The sequence below is a fragment of the Streptomyces viridosporus T7A genome (genome assembly GCF_008704515.1).
GTDB classification, from domain to species: Bacteria; Actinomycetota; Actinomycetes; order Streptomycetales; family Streptomycetaceae; genus Streptomyces; species Streptomyces viridosporus.
This window is the reverse complement of record NZ_CP023700.1, coordinates 2,514,553-2,533,864: the sequence shown is the minus strand read 5'-3', so window position 1 is coordinate 2,533,864 and position 19,312 is coordinate 2,514,553. Positions and strand designations below refer to the sequence as shown.

Annotated in this window: 17 protein-coding genes and 1 riboswitch; of the genes, 12 read left to right on the top strand and 5 right to left on the bottom strand. The window is 71.3% G+C overall.

The annotated features are described in order from the left end of the window. The first annotated feature begins 7 nt into the window (after positions 1-7). A complete protein-coding gene (locus tag CP969_RS11890; protein ID WP_004989079.1) occupies positions 8-364 on the top strand; it encodes an iron-sulfur cluster assembly accessory protein in 357 nt (118 codons plus the stop codon). 176 nt (positions 365-540) lie between these two features. Here the strand turns inward: CP969_RS11890 and CP969_RS11885 are convergent, their stop codons facing one another. Together CP969_RS11885 and CP969_RS11880 are read right to left on the bottom strand one after the other, a co-directional pair. Next, positions 541-2,019: a hypothetical protein gene (locus tag CP969_RS11885; protein ID WP_223887156.1), complete on the bottom strand. Its 1,479-nt coding sequence runs from the start codon at positions 2,017-2,019 to the stop codon at positions 541-543. 718 nt (positions 2,020-2,737) lie between these two features. Continuing rightward, positions 2,738-2,947, bottom strand: coding sequence for a hypothetical protein (locus tag CP969_RS11880; protein ID WP_004989084.1), 210 nt, complete (start codon positions 2,945-2,947; stop codon positions 2,738-2,740). A 129-nt stretch (positions 2,948-3,076) separates the two neighbouring features. On the opposite strand from CP969_RS11880, the gene CP969_RS11875 reads away from it, so the two are divergent. Next, positions 3,077-4,051: a carbohydrate kinase family protein gene (locus tag CP969_RS11875; RefSeq protein WP_016826630.1), complete on the top strand. Its 975-nt coding sequence runs from the start codon at positions 3,077-3,079 to the stop codon at positions 4,049-4,051. A 9-nt stretch (positions 4,052-4,060) separates the two neighbouring features. Here CP969_RS11875 and CP969_RS11870 read toward each other — a convergent pair whose 3' ends face one another. Beyond that, positions 4,061-5,452, bottom strand: a complete 1,392-nt coding sequence (locus CP969_RS11870) for a cysteine desulfurase/sulfurtransferase TusA family protein (RefSeq protein ID WP_016826631.1) — start codon at positions 5,450-5,452, stop codon at positions 4,061-4,063. Positions 5,453-5,749: 297 nt separating this feature from the next. On the opposite strand from CP969_RS11870, the gene ctaC reads away from it, so the two are divergent. The 4 genes from ctaC to CP969_RS11850 all read left to right on the top strand — a co-directional run bounded on the left by ctaC (position 5,750) and on the right by CP969_RS11850 (position 10,241). After that, a complete protein-coding gene (ctaC, locus tag CP969_RS11865; protein ID WP_004989087.1) occupies positions 5,750-6,706 on the top strand; it encodes an aa3-type cytochrome oxidase subunit II in 957 nt (318 codons plus the stop codon). Continuing rightward, entirely contained in the window at positions 6,703-8,436 is a 1,734-nt protein-coding gene (ctaD, locus tag CP969_RS11860) for an aa3-type cytochrome oxidase subunit I (protein ID WP_004989088.1), read from the top strand. Before ctaC ends, ctaD begins: the two co-directional genes overlap by 4 nt. Continuing rightward, complete coding sequence (locus CP969_RS11855; protein ID WP_004989089.1) at positions 8,433-8,831, top strand: cytochrome c oxidase subunit 4; 399 nt, start codon at positions 8,433-8,435, stop codon at positions 8,829-8,831. The genes ctaD and CP969_RS11855 overlap by 4 nt, the downstream gene beginning before the upstream one ends. A gap of 129 nt (positions 8,832-8,960) precedes the next feature. Further along, positions 8,961-10,241, top strand: coding sequence for a L,D-transpeptidase (locus tag CP969_RS11850; protein WP_016826632.1), 1,281 nt, complete (start codon positions 8,961-8,963; stop codon positions 10,239-10,241). A gap of 46 nt (positions 10,242-10,287) precedes the next feature. On the opposite strand, the gene CP969_RS11845 is transcribed toward CP969_RS11850, so the two are convergent. Then, complete coding sequence (locus CP969_RS11845; RefSeq protein WP_004989095.1) at positions 10,288-10,689, bottom strand: response regulator; 402 nt, start codon at positions 10,687-10,689, stop codon at positions 10,288-10,290. Between the two features lie 213 nt (positions 10,690-10,902). Between CP969_RS11845 and ctaE the strand changes: the two genes are divergently transcribed. From ctaE to CP969_RS11815, 6 genes are all read left to right on the top strand, one after another. Beyond that, positions 10,903-11,514, top strand: a complete 612-nt coding sequence (gene ctaE / locus CP969_RS11840; RefSeq protein ID WP_004989096.1) for an aa3-type cytochrome oxidase subunit III — start codon at positions 10,903-10,905, stop codon at positions 11,512-11,514. 80 nt (positions 11,515-11,594) lie between these two features. Continuing rightward, positions 11,595-12,407 (top strand): cytochrome bc1 complex diheme cytochrome c subunit, encoded by an 813-nt coding sequence (qcrC, locus tag CP969_RS11835; RefSeq protein ID WP_004989098.1) that lies wholly within the window; start codon positions 11,595-11,597, stop codon positions 12,405-12,407. Beyond that, on the top strand, positions 12,404-13,462 hold the full coding sequence (gene qcrA, locus CP969_RS11830; RefSeq protein ID WP_004989101.1) for a cytochrome bc1 complex Rieske iron-sulfur subunit: 1,059 nt from the start codon (positions 12,404-12,406) through the stop codon (positions 13,460-13,462). Before qcrC ends, qcrA begins: the two co-directional genes overlap by 4 nt. Beyond that, positions 13,459-15,096 carry a cytochrome bc1 complex cytochrome b subunit gene (qcrB, locus tag CP969_RS11825; protein WP_004989104.1) on the top strand — a complete coding sequence of 546 codons (1,638 nt, stop codon included), beginning with the start codon at positions 13,459-13,461 and terminating at the stop codon, positions 15,094-15,096. Before qcrA ends, qcrB begins: the two co-directional genes overlap by 4 nt. 123 nt (positions 15,097-15,219) lie before the next feature. Next, positions 15,220-16,284 carry an anthranilate phosphoribosyltransferase gene (gene trpD, locus CP969_RS11820; protein WP_004989106.1) on the top strand — a complete coding sequence of 355 codons (1,065 nt, stop codon included), beginning with the start codon at positions 15,220-15,222 and terminating at the stop codon, positions 16,282-16,284. Positions 16,285-16,358: 74 nt separating this feature from the next. Beyond that, positions 16,359-16,475, top strand: a riboswitch (SAM riboswitch). Positions 16,476-16,655: 180 nt separating this feature from the next. Next, positions 16,656-18,086 carry an aminotransferase class V-fold PLP-dependent enzyme gene (locus CP969_RS11815; RefSeq protein WP_016826637.1) on the top strand — a complete coding sequence of 477 codons (1,431 nt, stop codon included), beginning with the start codon at positions 16,656-16,658 and terminating at the stop codon, positions 18,084-18,086. On the opposite strand, the gene CP969_RS11810 is transcribed toward CP969_RS11815, so the two are convergent. Further along, a complete protein-coding gene (locus tag CP969_RS11810; RefSeq protein ID WP_016826638.1) occupies positions 18,041-19,246 on the bottom strand; it encodes a glycerate kinase in 1,206 nt (401 codons plus the stop codon). The two genes, CP969_RS11815 and CP969_RS11810, sit on opposite strands and share 46 nt — an antisense overlap. Between the last annotated feature and the right edge of the window lie 66 nt (positions 19,247-19,312).

Sequence of the window (19,312 nt, the reverse complement as noted above, 5' to 3'; positions counted from 1 at the left end):
GATGTAGATGTCCGTATCGGACGAGACCACCACCGTCACCGACGGCATCATCCTGACCGACGCCGCCGCGGCCAAGGTCAAGGCCCTGCTCGACCAGGAAGGCCGTGACGACCTCTCGCTGCGTGTCGCCGTCCAGCCCGGCGGCTGCTCCGGCCTGCGCTACCAGCTCTTCTTCGACGAGCGCTCCCTCGACGGCGACGTGGTGAAGGACTTCGGCGGCGTGAAGGTCGTCACCGACCGCATGAGCGCCCCGTACCTGGGCGGCGCGACCGTCGACTTCGTCGACACCATCGAGAAGCAGGGCTTCACGATCGACAACCCGAACGCCACCGGCTCCTGCGCCTGCGGCGACTCCTTCAGCTGAGCCGGAGCTCCTTCCCGGCCCTGCCCGACGGCGCACGACGAAGGCGGCGGCCCCCTTCCGGGGGGTCGCCGCCTTCGGACGTTCCCGGGCTCCGGGACCTGTTCGGCGGACGGAGCCGGAGGAAACCGGCGGGTGCCGGGTCCCGCGTCCCCGGCGCGGTCCACCGGGCAGGGGACCTAGCGCGACGGCGGCGCCGGCAGCCGGGCGCCGTCCTTCTGCAGCGGGACCGGCTCGCCGTCCGTGCCGACGACCCGGCGGTCACCGAGCGGTCGGTCGAGTTGCACCGTCAGCTGGTACTCCTTGGCGATCAGGATGCACACCTTGTCCGGCCAGGGCGTCTCCGTCACGGTGACCGTCACCCGGTCGCCGCTCTCGCCCGCCTTCGCCTCGTAGTCGGCGCACACCCCGCCCGTGAAGCGCACGGTCAGCTCACTGCCCTCGGCGGTGTAGCCCTGCACCTCGACGTCCCGGGCGGACGGCGCCGACGTCGGCTCGTCCCCCGGCCCGGTCGGCCGCGGACTGGCCTCCCCGGACCGCGGGACCAGGTACTCCGGGTCCACCGCCGGGTAGGTCACGGTCAGGGCGTCCTCCGCGCCCGCCGACCGCACCTCGAACAGCCAGGACGGCACGAGGCCCTGCCGTCCGTCCACGGAGTGCGCGGCCAGTCCGAACACCGCCCCTTCCACGGTCAGCGTGTCCTTCTTCGGCAGGGTGGTCGCGTCACCGCACGGCTCCTGCCGTCCCTCCTCCTCCAGCGGGACGGGACTGGCGCAGCCGCCGATGCCCGGGTGCCGACCGGCACCCGGCGCCGCGTTCAACGACTGCAGCGCCTCCTCGGCGCCCACCACCGGGTACGTGTCGCCCTTCACCGGCGCCGCGAGCCGTCCGCTGCCGCCGACGACCTCGCCCCGGGCGCCGACGACCACCCCGGTCGTCCAGCCGTACGTCGGCAGCCCGCCGATCTCGGGGTCGGCGTTGACCACCCGGGAGCCGCCCATGACCTGGCTCGCGTCGAGCTTCGCGTCGTCCTGGCCCACCGCCTTCAGCACCGGCGCGACGGCCTTCCGCGCGACCTCCTCGCTCACCACCGGACCGCCGGTGGAAGGCGCCTCGCACACCTTTCCCTTGCAGGTGTCGGGGCCCGGGGCGTACCGGTGGAAGCTCCAGGCGCCGGGCGCGGCCCGGTCCACCCGCAGGGTGGGCCCGGAACCGTCCTTTCCGCCGATCCGCCAGCCCTCCCCCTCCGCCACCGGCTTCCCTTCGATCCCGAGCGCCTTGGCCAGTCCGGTGACCTGTTCCCGGGTGACCTCACCGCGGGTGCGGTACACCGGCGCCGAGTCGGGGCCGTCCGGGAGCGCGCCGTCGGCGCGGTAGGTGGCGCCGTAGGGGTTGGGCTCGCCGGGGGCGATCCCGGGGCCGGAGCCCTCGGAGAAACCGTCGAGCGCGAGGGGCGGGGGAGTGGCGTCCCCGTTGGTCCCCGGCGCCGTACCGCCGCCGGAACCGCCGGAGGCGCCCGAGGCGAGGTAGGCCCCGCCCCCGCCGACGAGCAGGACGGCGGCGACGGCGGCGATCAGCGCGGGCGACCTCCGCCGGGGCGGTGCCGGGTCGTCCGCGGCGGCCCGGGCGCCGGCCGCGGGCTCGCCCGCACCGCGCACCGGCCCTCCGCCGGCGCGCCCCTCCGCGCCGGCGGGGGCCGCCGCCTCGGGCGCCCCGGGACCGCCGGGCCCCTCGGCGGACCGGTCCCCGGCGCCGTCGGCCCCGGCGCCCCGGGCCGCTCCGTCGGCCCCGGTGTCCGCCTCGCCGTCCGGGGCTCCCGCGACACCGGTGTCCGCCTCGACGCTCCGGGCGCCGGTGGGGTCACCGCCGGTCTCCGCCTCCGGGGCCTCGCCGGTCGTGGTCTTCGTCTTCGGGGCCTCGCCGGTCGTGGTCTTCGTGTCCGGGGTCTCGTCGGCCGGGGTCTCGCCGGCCGTGGTCTCCGCCTCCGGGACCTCTCCGGCCGCGACCTCCGCTGCCTCCGGGGGCTCCGTGGTGCCGGCGTCAGGGGATGCGGGGGCCTGCCGTTCCCGGTGGGGTCGCCGCTCCGGGGCGCTCGTCTCCCCGTCGCCGCCCGGAGCGCTCCCGGTGTCGCGCGCGCTGCCGGGGGAGGTCCGCGCCTCGGCGCCGTCGTGGTCGGGTCGCTCGGTGTTCACCGCATCGCTCCTTCGGCTGCACAGCTGTCCCGGAAGACCCTGCCCGGTCGTACCGGGACCGCTGGTGGGTCGTATCCCGCATCCCCCTCATGGGGGACAGCGATGGGACGCAGCGGGGGAGCGCACGGTTCCCCGGGAGCGCCGATCCGGTCGGCGCCGGCTCCTGCGGCTCGGCCCCGTATGCTCAGTCGCCGTACTCCGACATCGCGTCCAGGAGCCGGGCCGACGCCGGCGGCACACTCACGCCGTGGATCAGGGACGGGGGGACGGGCCGGGCGGCGGCCCGGTCCGGAGCCGTCCAGTGGGGAGCCATCCGGGCGCAGTCGCCGCGCAGCGACGCCAGGTCGCCTTCGAGGTCGGCCGGGGAGGGGGCGTGGACCTTGGGGTTCGTCATGTGGGCACCGTACGCACGCCGAAGGTCGCGAAGAAAGATCTACTATCGGGTAGTTTCCCCCGCTTCTGCGGGTGGTCCCCACCCGGTAGCGTGAAGTGTCAATCCGCCTCCCCCAGGAGAGTCCACGCCGTGCGCATCGCAGTCACCGGCTCCATCGCCACCGACCACCTCATGACCTTCCCCGGGCGCTTCGCCGACCAGTTCGTCGCGGACCAGCTGCACACGGTCTCGCTGTCCTTCCTGGTCGACAACCTCGACGTGCGCCGGGGAGGGGTCGGCGCGAACATCGCCTTCGGGATGGGCCAGCTCGGCACCCGGCCGATCCTGGTCGGCGCCGCCGGAGCCGACTTCGACGAGTACCGGGCCTGGCTGGACCGGCACGGCGTCGACACCGAATCCGTCCGCATCTCCGAGACCCTGCACACCGCCCGCTTCGTGTGCACCACGGACGCCGACCACAACCAGATCGGCTCCTTCTACACGGGCGCGATGAGCGAGGCCCGGCTGATCGAGCTGAAGACCGTCGCCGACCGCGTGGGCGGCCTCGACCTGGTCTCCATCGGCGCCGACGACCCGGAGGCGATGCTCCGGCACACCGAGGAGTGCCGCTCCCGGGACATCCCGTTCGCCGCCGACTTCTCCCAGCAGATCGCCCGGATGAGCGGCGAGGAGATCCGGATACTGCTGGACGGGGCGACCTACCTCTTCTCCAACGAGTACGAGAAGGGGCTCATCGAGACCAAGACCGGCTGGACCGACGCCGAGATCCTCGACCGGGTCGGCCACCGCGTCACCACCCTCGGCTCGCGCGGCGTGCGCATCGAACGCGCCGGCCAGGACCCGATCGAGGTCGGCTGCCCCGAGGAGGAGATCAAGGCCGACCCGACCGGCGTCGGCGACGCCTTCCGCGCCGGCTTCCTGTCGGGCCTCGCCTGGGGCGTCTGCCTGGAGCGCGCCGCGCAGGTCGGCTGCATGCTCGCCACGCTGGTCATCGAGACCGTCGGCACCCAGGAGTACCAGCTGCGCCGCGCCCACTTCATGGAGCGCTTCACCAAGGCCTACGGCGACGAGGCCGCGGCCGAGGTGCAGAAGCACCTGGCCTGACCGGAGGGTTCAGGAGACCCGGCGGACCACGTAGGCCGAGCCGCGGTCCGCCGGCTCCTCACCCACGTACTCCTGCCCGCGCATCTCGCACCACGCCGGGATGTCCAGCCGGGCCGCCTCGTCGTCCGCGAGCACCCGCACCGTGCCGCCCACCGGCACGTCCCCGATCACCTTGGCCAGCTCGATCACCGGGATCGGGCAGCGCCGCCCCACCGCGTCCACGACCAGGGCGTCGCCCCGGTCCTCCACCGCGGCCGCCCCGGCGGCGGACACCGGCGCGCCCAGCTTCTCCCGCACCCCCGCCACCACACCGGGCAGGACGGACAGGAACCGCTCGACGTCCTCCTCGGCCGTCTCCGGCGGCAGCGAGACGCGGATGTTGCCCTCGCTCAGCACTCCCATCGCCCGCAGCACGTGGCTGGGCGTCAGCGTGCTGCTGGTGCAGGACGACCCGGAGGAGACCGAGAAGCCGGCACGGTCCAGCTCGTGCAGCAGGGTCTCCCCGTCGACATAGAGACAGGAGAAGGTGACGATGCCCGGAAGCCGCCGCTCCGGATCGCCGACCACCTCCACCTCCGGCACCAGCCGGGGCACCCGCGCCCGGATCCGCTCCGTCAGTTCCCGCAGCCGCGCCGCGTCCTCGGCCGCCCGGGCCCGCACCGCCCGCAGCGACGCCGCCGCGGCCACGATCGCCGGAAGGTTCTCGAACCCGGCCGCCCGCCCCGACTCCCGTTCGTCCGCCGGACCCTGGGGCGCGAACCGCACCCCCTTGCGCACGACGAGCAGCCCGACCCCCGACGGCCCGCCCCACTTGTGGGCGCTCGCCGTCAGCAGCGACCAGTCGCCCTCCACCGGTGCCCAGGCCAGCGACTGGGCCGCGTCCACCAGCAGCGGCACCCCCGCCGCCCGGCAGATCCCGGCCACCTCGGCCACCGGCTGCGCGGTCCCCACCTCGTGGTTGGCCGACTGCAGGCAGGCGAGCGCGGTGTCCGGCCGCAGGGCCTCGGCGTAGGAGGAGGGGGACACGGCTCCCGCGCGGTCCACCGCCACCTCGGTGACCGGCCCGCCGTCGGCCCGGTGAACTTCCGCCGAGTGGAGCACCGAAGAGTGTTCGACCGCTGACACGATCAGGTGGCGTCCGACGCGCCGCCGCCCGGCCAGCGCCCCCGCGATCCCGGAGTGCACCGCCCGGGTGCCGGACGGGGCGAACACCAACTCGTCCGGACGGCACCCCACCGCCTCCGCCGCCGCCTCGCGCGCCGCGTCCAGCAGCATCCGGGCGCGCCGCCCCTCCCGGTACAGCCGCGCGGGATCGGCCCACCCCTCGTCCAACGAAGCCAACAGGGCCTGGCGGGCGACGGGATGAAGGGGAGCGGCGGAGGCGGCGTCGAAGTAGGCCATACGGCAACGTTAAGGCGTGCCCCGGTCGGCCGGGAGCGCGGGAACCGCGCGACAGCTCCCAAACCGTCCACATTCGCCACACGACGGACATCCCCGGGCCATTGGACGCCCCGTCCCCTCTCGCAAGAGTGACCCGCGGCGCGTATGCCACCCTCCCCGCGACCCCCCGAAGGGCGTCGGCTAGGGTTTGGTCCGCATAAACATCCAAACCCCTGCCCGACGCAGGGCGGCGACCGACCAGCGAGAAGGCCAGGCCGCAGCCGTACAGCGCGGGCGAGACTCTCGGGAAGGCGCTACGTGAGTCCCAACGGCTCCGACCGCTCGCCGCGGCGCCCGATGCGGCGGAAGCTGCTGCAGGCACTGACCGCGGGCCTGGTCCTGGCGACCGCCACCGGTTGCACATGGGAGGACTTCCCCCGCCTTGGCATGCCCACCCCCACCACGGAAGAGGCTCCGCGGATCCTCTCCCTGTGGCAGGGGTCCTGGGCTGCCGCGCTCGCCGTCGGCGTGCTGGTGTGGGGCCTGATCCTGTGGAGTGCTTTCTTCCACCGGCGCAGCCGCACCAAGGTGGAGGTCCCTCCGCAGACCCGGTACAACATGCCCATCGAGGCGCTGTACACGATCGTCCCCCTCCTCATCGTCTCGGTGCTCTTCTACTTCACCGCCCGCGACGAATCCGAGCTGATGAAGCTCGAGAAGCCCGATGTCACGGTCAACGTGGTCGGGTTCCAGTGGAGCTGGTGCTTCAACTACGTCGAGAACGTCGACGGTTCCACGGGCGACGCCAAGACGTCCAAGGAGCTCGACGCGATTCCGGCCCGTTACAAGGACGCCTTCCCGGCCGACGCCGGCGGTGTCTACGACTGCGGTGTCCCCGGCACCCGGAACCCGCAGACCAACAACCCGGGCCCCACCCTGTGGCTGCCCGAGGGCAAGCGGGTCCGCTTCGTGCTGACCTCGCGCGATGTCATCCACTCCTTCTGGGTGGTGCCGTTCCTGATGAAGCAGGACGTCATCCCGGGTCACACCAACGCCTTCGAGGTCACTCCCAGCAGGGAGGGCACCTTCCTCGGCAAGTGCGCCGAGCTCTGCGGCGTGGACCACTCCCGGATGCTGTTCAACGTCAAGGTCGTCTCCCCCGAGCGTTACGAGCAGCACCTGAAGGACCTCGTGAAGAAGGGGCAGACCGGTTACGTGCCTGCGGGTATCTCGCAGACCGAGCACGAGAAGAACCGGGAGTCGAACATCCTGTGAGCATCCTCAACCAATCCCAGGGTGCCGCGGCAGGGTCCCACTACGCGGACGAACTGCCGGTCCGGCGCCGCAATCGCGGCAGCGTCGTGGTCAAGTGGCTGACGACCACGGACCACAAGACGATCGGCACGCTCTACCTCGTGTCGTCGTTCCTGTTCTTCTGCATCGGTGGCGTGATGGCGCTCGTCATGCGCGCCGAGCTGGCCCGTCCGGGCCTGCAGATCATGTCGAACGAGCAGTTCAACCAGGCGTTCACGATGCACGGCACCGTGATGCTGCTGATGTTCGCGACGCCGCTGTTCGCCGGCTTCGCGAACTGGCTCATGCCGCTGCAGATCGGCGCGCCCGACGTGGCCTTCCCGCGGCTGAACATGTTCGCCTACTGGCTGTACCTCTTCGGCTCGCTGATCGCGCTCGCCGGGTTCCTCACCCCGGACGGCGCGGCCAGCTTCGGCTGGACCGGCTACGCCCCGCTGTCGGACGCGATCCGTTCGCCGGGCTCGGGTTCCGACCTGTGGATCATGGGCCTGGCCTTCCAGGGCTTCGGCACCATCCTCGGCTCGGTCAACTTCATCACCACGATCATCTGCATGCGCGCTCCCGGCATGACGATGTTCCGGATGCCGATCTTCACCTGGAACGTGCTGCTGACCGGTGTGCTGGTCCTGCTGGCCTTCCCGGTGCTGGCCGCCGCGCTGCTCGCGCTCGAGTACGACCGCAAGTTCGGGGGTCACATCTTCGACCCCACCAACGGCGGGGCGCTGCTGTGGCAGCACCTGTTCTGGTTCTTCGGTCACCCCGAGGTGTACGTCATCGCCCTGCCGTTCTTCGGCATCATCAGCGAGGTCATCCCGGTCTTCTCCCGCAAGCCGATGTTCGGCTACACGGGTCTGATCGCCGCGACCATCGCGATCGCCGGCCTCTCGGTGACGGTGTGGGCGCACCACATGTACGCCACCGGCGGCGTGCTGCTGCCGTTCTTCTCCTTCATGACCTTCCTGATCGCGGTCCCGACCGGGGTGAAGTTCTTCAACTGGATCGGCACCATGTGGAAGGGCTCGCTGTCCTTCGAGACGCCGATGCTGTGGGCGCTGGGCTTCCTGATCACCTTCACCTTCGGTGGTCTGACCGGTGTCATCCTGGCCTCGCCGCCGCTGGACTTCCACGTCACCGACTCGTACTTCGTGGTGGCGCACTTCCACTACGTGGTGTTCGGCACCGTCGTCTTCGCGATGTTCGCCGGCTTCCACTTCTGGTGGCCGAAGTTCACCGGCAAGATGCTCGACGAGCGCCTGGGCAAGATCACCTTCTGGACGCTCTTCATCGGCTTCCACGGCACGTTCCTGGTCCAGCACTGGCTGGGCGCCGAGGGCATGCCGCGCCGGTACTCGGACTACCTGGCCGCCGACGGCTTCACCGCGCTGAACACGGTCTCCACGATCGCCTCGTTCCTGCTCGGCCTGTCGCTCCTGCCGTTCTTCTACAACGTCTGGAAGACGGCCAAGTACGGCAAGAAGGTCGAGGTCGACGACCCCTGGGGCTACGGCCGTTCGCTGGAGTGGGCGACCTCCTGCCCGCCCCCGCGGCACAACTTCCTCAGCCTGCCGCGGATCCGCAGTGAATCCCCGGCGTTCGACCTGCACCACCCGGAGATCGCCGCGCTCGACCAGCTCGAGAACGCCGGTCACGGTGAGAAGGCCCTCGCCGGTGGAAAGGAGGCGGGCAAGTGAAGATCCAGGGCAAGATGTTCATGTGGCTGAGCCTCTTCCTCCTCATCGTCGCCGTGGTCTACGGCGTGTGGTCGAAGGAGCCGGTCGGCACCACCGCTCTCTTCCTGGCCTTCGGCCTGGCGATCATGATCGGCTTCTACCTGGGCTTCACGGCCAAGCGGGTGGACGTCGGAGCGCAGGACAACAAGGAGGCGGACGTCGCGGACGACGCCGGCGAGGTCGGGTTCTTCAGCCCGCACAGCTGGCAGCCGCTCTTCCTGGGCATCGGCGGTGCCTTCGTCTTCCTGGGCGTCGCCGTCGGCTGGTGGCTGGTGTACTTCGCGCTGCCGGTGATCCTGGCCAGCATCTGGGGCTGGGTCTTCGAGTACTACCGCGGTGAGAACCGCACCCAGTAGCACGAGGCACGGCATGTGAGGGCCCGGACACTCCGTCAGGAGCGTCCGGGCCCTCTTCCGCTTCACCGGAAATCACCCGTTCGGGCCGCTCGGTGCGCCGGAGCCGACGCGGTTTCCTAGCGTGAGGACATGAGACAGACAGAGTCCTTCCACGGCGGGGGAACCGGCCGGAGCCGCACCGTCGCAGGCTGCACACTGCTGGCGCTCGCCCTCGGCGCGAGCCTCACGAGCTGCGGCGACGACAACCCGCTGTCCGCCGAACCGTACGACGCGGGGCAGCAGATCTCCTTCGACGGATCCGTCGGAGAGGGGAAGACGGTCGACCCCGACCAGCCCCTGGAGGTCGTCGCCGAAGGCTCCGACGGGCGCATCACGGACGTCACCACCGTGGACGCCTCGGGCCGCCACGTGACCGGCGAGCTGGCCGCCGACGGCAGCCGCTGGCACAGCACCTCGCCGCTCGCGGCCGACGCCCGGTACACGATCCGGGTGAGCACCGAGGACGGGGACGGCCGGCCGGGCCGCAAGGTCCTCGCCTTCACCACCGGGAAGCCCACCACCCAGGGCCTGACCGTCGCCTTCGGGCCGGCGGCCGGCACCTACGGCGTCGGGCAGCCCGTCACCGCCGAGCTGAGCGCGCCGATCGAGGACCGGGCCCAGCGCGCCGTGGTGGAACGCGCCCTGAAGGTGGACTCCACGCCCGCGGTGACCGGCTCCTGGCACTGGGTGGACGACCAGAAGCTGCACTACCGCCCGAAGGACTACTGGCCGGCCCACGCCACCGTCCGGGTGCGCAGCACCCTGGAGGGCGTCAAGGTCAACGAGCGGCTCCGGGGTGCCCCGTCCGACCCCCTGACGCTCAGCATCGGCGACCGGCTCATAGCCGTCGCCGATGCCGCCGCGCATCGGCTGACGGTCCACAAGAACGGGGAGGAGATCAAGCAGATACCCGTCACCACCGGCAAACCCGGCTTCGAGACCCGCAACGGCGTCAAGGTCGTGCTCGGCAAGGAACGCTTCGTACGCATGCGCAGCAGCACCGTCGGGATAGCGGAGGGATCGGCCGAGTCGTACGACCTGAACGTCGAGTTCGCCACCCGGGTGACCTGGAGCGGCGAGTACGTGCACGCCGCCCCGTGGTCCGTCGGCTCCCAGGGCTACGCCAACGTCAGCCACGGCTGCGTCGGCATGAGCACCGAGAACGCCGAGTGGTTCTTCGGGACCGTCCGCGAGGGCGACCTCATAGAGACGGTGAACTCGGACGGCGGCACCATGGAGCCCTTCGGCAACGGCTTCGGCGACTGGAACCTCACCTGGCAGAAGTGGCGCGAGGGCAGCGCGCTGGCGGACGGCGCCCAGGACGACCCCCGCACCGAGGAGAGGGCGCGGCTGCGTCCCCAGCCGGTGTGAGGGCGGCCCGGGGCGTGTCCCGGCCCGTTCCCCGCAGGGCGGTGCCTCAGGCGTTCAGGACGCTCTTGCGCCGCAGCAGGGAGGCGAGGGCCGAGGCGAACTCCACCGGCTCCACCGGCAGGGTCACCGCCGCCTCCGCACGGCTCCAGGTGGCCAGCCAGGCGTCCTGGGGACGCCCGATCAGCAGCAGCACCGGCGGGCAGTCGAAGATCTCGTCCTTGATCTGGCGGCACACCCCCATGCCGCCCATGGGCACGGCCTCGCCGTCCAGGACGCAGACGTCGATGCCGCCCCTGTCCAGCTCCTTGAGGACGGCGGGGACGGTCGCGCACTCCACGAACTCCACGACGGGGACGTCCGGGGCCGGCCGCCGGCCGGTGGCGAGCCGCACCTGCTCCCGGGTGCCTGCGTTGTCGCTGTAGACCAGCACCGTGGCGGTCGCCTGCATTGTTCCTCCACGCGTCGAGAGAGGGCACGGCATCGTCGGGGCTTCGGGCCCCGATGGCGCGGATGCTACCCCTTCCGGGCGCCTGTCAACACTGGTTCGGACACGCCTTCGGCCCGTCGCCCGATGGGCCATCCGGGCAGTACAGGAGGGGCGAACACACCGAACGGCACCCCCCGGGGTGAGGGCGGGATAAGCGACCGACATAATGTCGGCGTGGCGACAGCAACGACAGTAGATACCGGGCACGCGCACCCGTCGGTCAACCGACCGAACCTCACCAGCGTCGGAACCATCATCTGGCTGAGTTCCGAGCTGATGTTCTTCGCGGCCCTCTTCGCGATGTACTTCACCCTGCGATCGGTGACCGGACCCGACTTCTGGTCGGAGAAGGCCGACTCCCTGAACTTCCCGTTCTCGGCGACGAACACCACGATCCTGGTGCTCTCCTCCCTCACCTGCCAGCTCGGCGTCTTCGCCGCCGAGCGCGGTGACGTGAAGAAGCTCCGGATGTGGTTCATCGTCACCTTCATCATGGGTTCGGTCTTCATCGGCGGCCAGGTCCTCGAATACACCGAGTTGGTCAAGCACTACGGCCTGTCCATCTCCTCCGACCCGTACGGCTCGGTGTTCTACCTGACCACCGGCTTCCACGGCCTGCATGTGCTGGGCGGTCTCATCGCCTTCCTGCTGGTCCTGGGCCGGACCTACGCAGCCCGGAGGTTCACCCACGAACAGGCGACCGCGGCCATCGTCGTGTCCTATTACTGGCACTTCGTCGACGTCGTCTGGATCGGCCTCTTCGCCACGATCTACATGATCAAGTAGCCGGGCCCACATCCGCGCGCGCCGAAGCGCCGCACCAACCAGAAGCATCGACGCAGAAGATCCTGACACCGGGGTAATCCGTGAAAAAGCTCTCCGCACGACGACGCCACCCGCTGGCGGCGCTCGTCGTCCTACTCCTCGCGCTGGCATGCACCGGGGGGCTGTACGCCGTGTTCGCACCCGCGGACAAGGCGCAGGCCGACGCCACCGCCCAGTCCCTCACCATCGAGGAGGGCAAGAAGCTCTACACCGTCGGCTGCGCCAGCTGCCACGGCACCGGTGGTCAGGGCACCTCCGACGGTCCGAGCCTGGTGGGCGTGGGCGCCGCAGCCGTGGACTTCCAGGTGGGCACCGGCCGTATGCCGGCCGCCACCTCGCAGGCCGCCCAGCTCCCGGACAAGAGGGCCGTCTACACCCAGGCCGAGATCGACCAGCTGGCGGCCTACGTCGCCTCGCTGGGTGCCGGTCCGGCGATCCCGACCGAGGAGCAGTACGGTCCCGAGGGCGCCGACATCGCCAAGGGCGGTGAGCTCTTCCGCAACAACTGCGCCCAGTGCCACAACTTCACCGGTAAGGGTGGCGCGCTGACGCACGGCAAGTACGCGCCGAACCTCGAGGACGTCGACCCGAAGCACATCTACGAGGCCATGCTCACCGGCCCGCAGAACATGCCCTCCTTCCCCGACAGCGTGCTGTCGGAGCAGAACAAGAAGGACATCATCGCGTACCTGGGCGAGGTCAACAGCGATCAGACCGAGAGCCCGGGTGGCCTGTCGCTGGGCGGGCTGGGTCCGGTCAGTGAAGGCCTGTTCGGTTGGATCTTCGGTCTCGGCGGGATGATCCTCGTCGCTGTGTGGGTCGCCGCTCGGACCGCAAAGGCCAAGAAGTCATGAGTAGCCAAGACATTCCCGAAGAGAACCTGCCCGCAGTGCAGGACACCGCCCACGGTGCGCTGGGCGTCGCGGACGAGAAGAACCCGTTCGCCGACCCGGGGCTGCCGCCCCACGAGCACCGGGTCCAGGACATCGACGAGCGGGCCGCCAAGCGCTCCGAGCGCACGGTCGCCCTGCTGTTCACGGTGTCGATGCTGGCCACCATCGGCTTCATCGCCTCGTTCGTGGCGATCCCGGTCGACAAGATCGTCTACATCTTCCCGCTGGGTCACATCGGCGCGCTGAACCTCGCGCTCGGCGTGACGCTCGGCATCGCGCTGTTCGCCATCGGCGCGGGCGCGGTCCACTGGGCCCGCACCCTGATGTCCGACGAGGAACTGACCGACGAGCGGCACCCGATCGAGGCGCCGCCGGAGGTCCGGACCAAGGTCATGGACGACTTCCGGCAGGGCGCCAAGGAGTCGGCGATCGGCCGTCGCAAGCTGATCCGCAACACCATGTTCGGCGCGCTCACCCTGGTGCCGCTGTCCGGCGTCGTGCTGCTGCGCGACCTCGGCCCGCTGCCCGAGGACAAGCTGCGCCACACCGCCTGGTCGAGGGGCAAGCTGCTCATCAACCAGAACACCAACGAGCCGATGCGTCCCTCCGACATCATCACCGGCTCGCTCACGTTCGCGCAGCCCGAGGGGCTGGACCCGCACGACCACGGTTTCAACAACGAGATCGCCAAGGCCGCTCTGATGATCGTCCGCATCCAGCCGGACGACATCAAGGACAAGCGCTCGCTCGAGTGGTCGCACGAGGGCATCCTCGCGTACTCGAAGATCTGCACCCACGTCGGTTGCCCGATCTCCCTGTACGAGCAGCAGACGCACCACGCCCTGTGCCCTTGCCACCAGTCCACCTTCGACCTTTCCGACGGGGCCAAGGTCATCTTCGGTCCCGCCGGCCACGCCCTGCCGCAGCTGCGCATCGGCGTGAACGACGAGGGCTACCTCGAAGCGCTCGGTGACTTCGACGAGCCCGTCGGTCCTGCTTTCTGGGAGCGCGGATGAGTACCAACACCAGCACCGACTCCCGCTCTCGCGGGAAGGCCCCGGCCGGCGAACGCATCGCCGACTGGGCCGACGGCCGGCTCGGGATCTACTCCCTGGCCAAGGCCAACATGCGGAAGATCTTCCCGGACCACTGGTCCTTCATGCTGGGTGAGATCTGCCTCTACAGCTTCATCATCATCATCCTCACGGGTGTGTACCTGACGCTGTTCTTCCACCCCTCGATGAACGAGGTGGTGTACCACGGCAGCTACGTCCCGATGCAGGGGCAGCTGATGTCGCAGGCGTACGCCTCCACCCTGGACATCAGCTTCGACGTGCGCGGCGGTCTGCTCATCCGGCAGATCCACCACTGGGCGGCGGTCATCTTCCTGGCCGGCATGTTCGTGCACATGATGCGCGTCTTCTTCACCGGCGCGTTCCGCAAGCCACGCGAGATCAACTGGCTGTTCGGCTTCCTGCTGTTCGTGCTCGGCATGTTCACCGGTTTCACCGGTTACTCGCTGCCGGACGACCTGCTCTCCGGAACCGGTGTCCGCTTCACCCAGGGCGCGATCCTGTCCGTGCCGATCGTCGGCACGTACATCTCGATGTTCCTGTTCGGCGGGGAGTTCCCCGGCACCGACTTCGTGGCGCGGTTCTACTCGATCCACATCCTGCTGCTGCCGGGCATCATGCTGGGTCTGGTGGTCGCCCACCTGATCCTGGTCTTCTACCACAAGCACACGCAGTTCGCGGGTGCCGGACGGACCAACAAGAACGTCGTCGGCATGCCGCTGCTGCCGGTCTACATGGCCAAGGCGGGAGGCTTCTTCTTCCTGGTCTTCGGCTTCACCGCGCTGATCGCCGGCCTGGTGACCATCAACCCGATCTGGAACCTGGGCCCGTACCGCCCGGACTGGGTCTCCACGGGCGCCCAGCCCGACTGGTACATGGGCTTCGCCGAGGGCCTGGTCCGCGCCATGCCCGGCTGGGAGATCAACTTCTGGGGCCACACCCTGGTCCTGGGCGTCTTCATCCCGCTGGTGCTGTTCGGCCTCTTCCTCGCGGTCATCGCGCTCTACCCGTTCATCGAGTCCTGGATCACCGGGGACAAGCGCGAGCACCACATCCTGGACCGGCCGCGCAACGCCCCGACCCGTACGGGCTTCGGCGTCGCCTGGGTCACGGCGTACCTGATCATGCTGATCGGCGGTGGCAACGACATCGTCGCCACGCACTTCAACCTCTCGATCAACGCGGTCACCTGGTTCGTCCGCATCGGCTTCTTCGCCGGACCGGTCGTCGCGTTCATCATCACCAAGCGGATCTGCCTCGGCCTGCAGCGCCGGGACAAGGAGAAGGTGCTGCACGGCCGCGAGGCCGGCATCATCAAGCGCCTGCCGCACGGTGAGTTCATCGAGGTGCACGAGCCGCTCAGCCAGGAGCAGATGTACACCCTCACGGCGCACGAGCAGTACAAGCCGGTCGAGATCGGCCCGGAGGTCGACGAGAACGGCGTCAAGCGCAAGGTGAAGGGCACCGAGAAGCTGCGCGCCAAGCTCAGCAAGGCGTACTACGGCGAGGAGTCCCAGATTCCGAAGCCCACCGTCGAGGAGTACAAGGAGATCACGAGCGGCCACGGCCACCACTGATCGCTGCGCTCGCCACGCCACGGTCGAAGGGCCCCGTCCGGTGTTCGGACGGGGCCCTTCGCCCTGTCCGGGGCTGGATAGGGTGGTTGCGAAGGATTCTTCTACGACGATCAGGAGCGGCTGATGAGCGCTGTGACCCCCGCTGGAGGCGACACCGCGGCGGGCCGTTCCTGGCCCGCCCTGCTGAACGGTCTGCTGGACGGCCGGGACCTGTCCGCCGACGACACCGCCTGGGCGATGGACCTCATCATGCGCGGCGAGGCGACCGACGCGCAGATCGCCGGCTTCGCGGTGTCCCTGCGGGCCAAGGGCGAGACGGTGGAGGAGATCACCGGCTGCGTGCGGGCGATGTACGACCACGCCAAGGTGATCGAGGTGCCCGGGGCGACGGTCGACATCGTCGGCACCGGCGGGGACGGCGCCAAGACGGTGAACATCTCCACGATGTCCTCGATCGTCGTGGCCGGCACCGGCGCGAAGGTCGTCAAGCACGGCAACCGGGCGGCCTCCTCTGCGTCCGGTGCCTCCGACGTCCTGGAGAAGCTGGGCGTCAATCTGGAGCTGTCCCCGCAGCGGGTGGCCGAGGTCGCCGAGGAGGCCGGGATCACCTTCTGCTTCGCGGTGAAGTTCCACCCGGCGCTGCGCCACGTGGCCGCCGCCCGCGGGCAGCTCGGCATCCGCACGGTGTTCAACTTCCTCGGCCCGCTGGCCAACCCGGCGCGGGTCAAGGCCCAGGCGATCGGGGTCGCCGACCCCCGGATGGCGCCGATCATGGCGGGCGTCTTCGCCGGACGCGGCCACTCCTCGCTGGTGTTCCGCGGCGACGACGGCCTGGACGAGCTGACCACCACCGCCACCTCCCGGGTGTGGGTGGTGCGGGGTGGCGAGGTGACCGAGGAGACCTTCGACCCGCGGGACGTGGGGATCGAGCTGGTGCCGGTCGAGGCGCTGCGGGGCGCCGACGCCTCGTACAACGCCGAGGTCGCCCGGAGGGTGCTGGACGGCGAGGAGGGCCCGGTGCGGGACGCGGTGCTGCTGAACTCCGCGGCGGCGCTGGTGGCGCTGGAGCCGGGCGGCGGCACCCTCACGGAGCAGATCCGGGCCGGCATGGACCGGGCCGCCGAGTCCCTCGACTCGGGGGCCGCCAAGCGGGTCCTGGAACGCTGGGTCGCCGCCAGCAACGCCTGACTCCCCCCAGAAGATGTCCCGCGATCCGGAAACGGGTTGCGGGACGTCCGCCGTTTCCCGTACTTTCCCCTCCAGGTCATGAGCGACAGCCATGAGGCCCCGGCCGGCTGTCCGGCAACCCTCCGTCCGTGGCGGGGTGCCCCGGGTGAGGACCGGGCCGTGAGCAGCAGGGCTCACGGCAAGCGCGGACCCCTCGCACCCTTGGGAAGGGTGGGACCAGGGGTCCTGGTCGTTCGAGGGAGCCTTCCGTGAGCAAGCGAATGCGCTAGGGCCGCGAGCCCCGCCTCCGCACACCTCCGTCACCTTCACCCCGCGCCCGGGCCGTGCCCGCTCGCGCGGTGAGCCGGCCCTGCCTCCACGGGAGCCCCGCCATGTCCGTGTCCACCGTGTCCACCGTTGCCGCCGACCGGCCCGTCCGCGCGCCCCTGCCCGTTCTGGGGCGGGACGTCACCGTCCCGCTCGTCACCGGCGGGGAGGTCGTCCACGCCGCGCTCGACTACGCCGCCAGCGCCCCGGCGCTCCAGCGCGTCTGGGACGACGTCGCCGCGTACGCGCCCCACTACGGCAGCGTCCACCGAGGTGCCGGGCACCTCTCCCAGCTCTCCACCGACCTGTTCGAGGACGCCCGCCGGACCGTCGCCGAGTTCCTCGGCTGCCGCCTCGAAGGCGGCCCGGGCGAAGCCCGGCCCGGCGAGGGCGGCGGTGGGCGGCGGGAGGGGGACCAGGTCGTCTTCACCCGCTCCACCACCGACTCCCTCAACCTGCTCGCCGCCGCGCTCCCCGACGGCTGCGAGGTCTTCGTCTTCGAGACCGAGCACCACGCCGCCCTGCTGCCCTGGAGGAACGCGCGCGTCACCTGCCTCGACGCCCCGAGCAGCCCGCGGCAGGCCGTCGAGACCCTGGAGCGCGCCCTCGCCGACCGCCACCCCCACGGCCCCGCCCTGGTCTGCGTCACCGGCGCCTCCAACGTCACCGGCGAGCTGTGGCCGGTGCGCGAGCTGGCCGCCGCCGCCCACGCGCACGGCGCCCGGATCGTCCTGGACGCCGCCCAGCTGGCCCCGCACCGCCCGGTGAGCGTGCGCGAGCTGGACGTCGACTGGGTCGCCTTCTCCGGACACAAGCTGTACGCGCCCTTCGGCTCCGGTGTCCTGGCCGGCCGCGCCGACTGGCTGCGGCAGGCCGAGCCCTACCTCGCGGGCGGCGGCGCCAGCCGCAGGGTCACCCGGCGCGAGGACGGGACCGTGGACGTGGAGTGGCACGACGGCGCCGCCCGGCACGAGGCCGGCTCGCCCAACGTCATCGGTGTCCACGCCCTCGCCTCGGCCTGCAAGGCCCTCACCGAGGCCGGGTTCGACACCCTCGCGGCCCGCGAGGAGCAACTGATCCGCACGGTGCGCGACGGGCTCGCGGACCTGCCCGAGGTGCGGTTCCTGTCCCTGTTCGGGGACGACGCCCCGCGCGTCGGGGTGCTCTCCTTCGTCGTCGAGGGCTGGAACAGCTCCCACTTCGCCGCCGCGCTGTCCGCCGAGTACGGCATCGGCGTGCGCGACGGGCTGTTCTGCGCCCACCCGCTGGTGCGCAGGCTGCTCGGCGGCGACCCGCGGGACCGGGGCGAGTGCGGCGCCCCGGGGGCGGTGCCGGGGGAGAAGGCCCTCGGCGCCGTCCGGGTCAGCTTCGGGGTGGGTACGCCGGACGAGCACGTGGAGCGGTTCGTGCGGGCGGTCCGGGAACTCGTGCGGGACGGCGCGCGGTGGAGCTACCGCACGGTGGACGGGCGGTGCGTCCCCGACGCCTCCCGCTGAGCCGCCGCGGGCGCCGGCAGCCGGGTCCCGAGCACGATCATCCGCAGGGCGCGCTCGGTGGCGTCGGTGAGCAGTTCGGCGCCGCGGACCAGGGCCTCCGCCAGGGCCATCGGGGCGGGCAGGATGCCGTGGCAGGCGTCCACGCCCGGTACCTGGTGGGCGCCCTCGCCCAGGGTTCCCGCCAGCGCGAGCACCGGCCGCCCGTACAGCTTGGCGCGCCGGGCCACCTCCGCGGGCACCTTGCCGCGCGGGGTCTGGTGGTCCAGGGCGCCCTCGGCGGTGACGACCAGGTCGGCGCGGGCCAGCCGGGCGTCCAGGTCGAGGTGGTCCAGCAGGACGTCGAAGCGGGGCAGGAGACGCGCGCCGAGGGCGGCGAGACCGGCGCCGAGCCCGCCGGAGGCGCCCGTGCCGGGACCGTGGCGCAGATCGGTGCCCACGGCGGGGAGGTCGCGGGTCAGGACGCGCGCCCAGTTCTCCAGCCCCGCCGACAACTCCTCGACCTGCGCCGGGGTCGCCCCCTTCTGCGGACCGAACACCCGGGCCACGCCCCGCTCGCCGCACAGCACGTTGAAGGGGTTGCAGGCGACGAGGAGTTCCACGTCGTCCAGGCGGGGGTCGAGACCGGCCGGATCGATGCGCGCCAGCCGGATCAGCTCGCGACCGCCGTGCGGCAGCTCGAACCCGTCCGCGTCCAGCAACCGGGCGCCGAGGGCCTGCAGCGCGCCCGCGCCGCCGTCGGAGGTGCCCGAGTCGCCGCAGCCGACCAGGACGCGCCGCACCCCCTGGTCGAGCGCCGCGCGGATCAGCTCCCCGACGCCGTACGTGGTCGTGGCACCGGGGTCGCGCCGGGTGCGCGGGACCAGGGAGAGGCCCGCGACCGCCGCCATCTCCACCACCGCCGTGTCCCGGGGGCCGAGGAGCGCGAAGTGCGTGCCGACCGGCTCGCCGACCGGGCCGGTGGCGGCCAGGGAGACCAGCCGCCCGCCGGTCGCGGCGGCCAGCGCCGAGGCCGTGCCCTCGCCGCCGTCCACCAGCGGGATCCGGTCGACCTCCGCGTCCGGCAGGACCCGGCGGACCCCCGCCGTGATGGCGTCGGCGGCGGCCTCGGCGGACAGCGACTCCTTGAAGCCGCTGGGGGCTACGACGACACGGGTGAGCATGGGATCACTCCTAGCGGGACGGGAACCCCGACGGGCCGGGGCCTCGGTGGTTCGGAAACCTGGCGG

Bases quoted from the DNA above. Each gene is read 5' to 3' on its own strand.
- CP969_RS11890 (WP_004989079.1), top strand. From the start codon at position 8: ATGTCCGTATCGGACGAGACCACCACCGTCACCGACGGCATCATCCTG.
- CP969_RS11880 (WP_004989084.1), bottom strand. From the start codon at position 2,947: ATGACGAACCCCAAGGTCCACGCCCCCTCCCCGGCCGACCTCGAAGGC.
- CP969_RS11870 (WP_016826631.1), bottom strand. From the start codon at position 5,452: ATGGCCTACTTCGACGCCGCCTCCGCCGCTCCCCTTCATCCCGTCGCC.
- CP969_RS11850 (WP_016826632.1), top strand. From the start codon at position 8,961: ATGAGACAGACAGAGTCCTTCCACGGCGGGGGAACCGGCCGGAGCCGC.
- CP969_RS11845 (WP_004989095.1), bottom strand. From the start codon at position 10,689: ATGCAGGCGACCGCCACGGTGCTGGTCTACAGCGACAACGCAGGCACC.
- qcrA (WP_004989101.1), top strand. From the start codon at position 12,404: ATGAGTAGCCAAGACATTCCCGAAGAGAACCTGCCCGCAGTGCAGGAC.
- qcrB (WP_004989104.1), top strand. From the start codon at position 13,459: ATGAGTACCAACACCAGCACCGACTCCCGCTCTCGCGGGAAGGCCCCG.
- trpD (WP_004989106.1), top strand. From the start codon at position 15,220: ATGAGCGCTGTGACCCCCGCTGGAGGCGACACCGCGGCGGGCCGTTCC.
- CP969_RS11815 (WP_016826637.1), top strand. From the start codon at position 16,656: ATGTCCGTGTCCACCGTGTCCACCGTTGCCGCCGACCGGCCCGTCCGC.
- CP969_RS11810 (WP_016826638.1), bottom strand. From the start codon at position 19,246: ATGCTCACCCGTGTCGTCGTAGCCCCCAGCGGCTTCAAGGAGTCGCTG.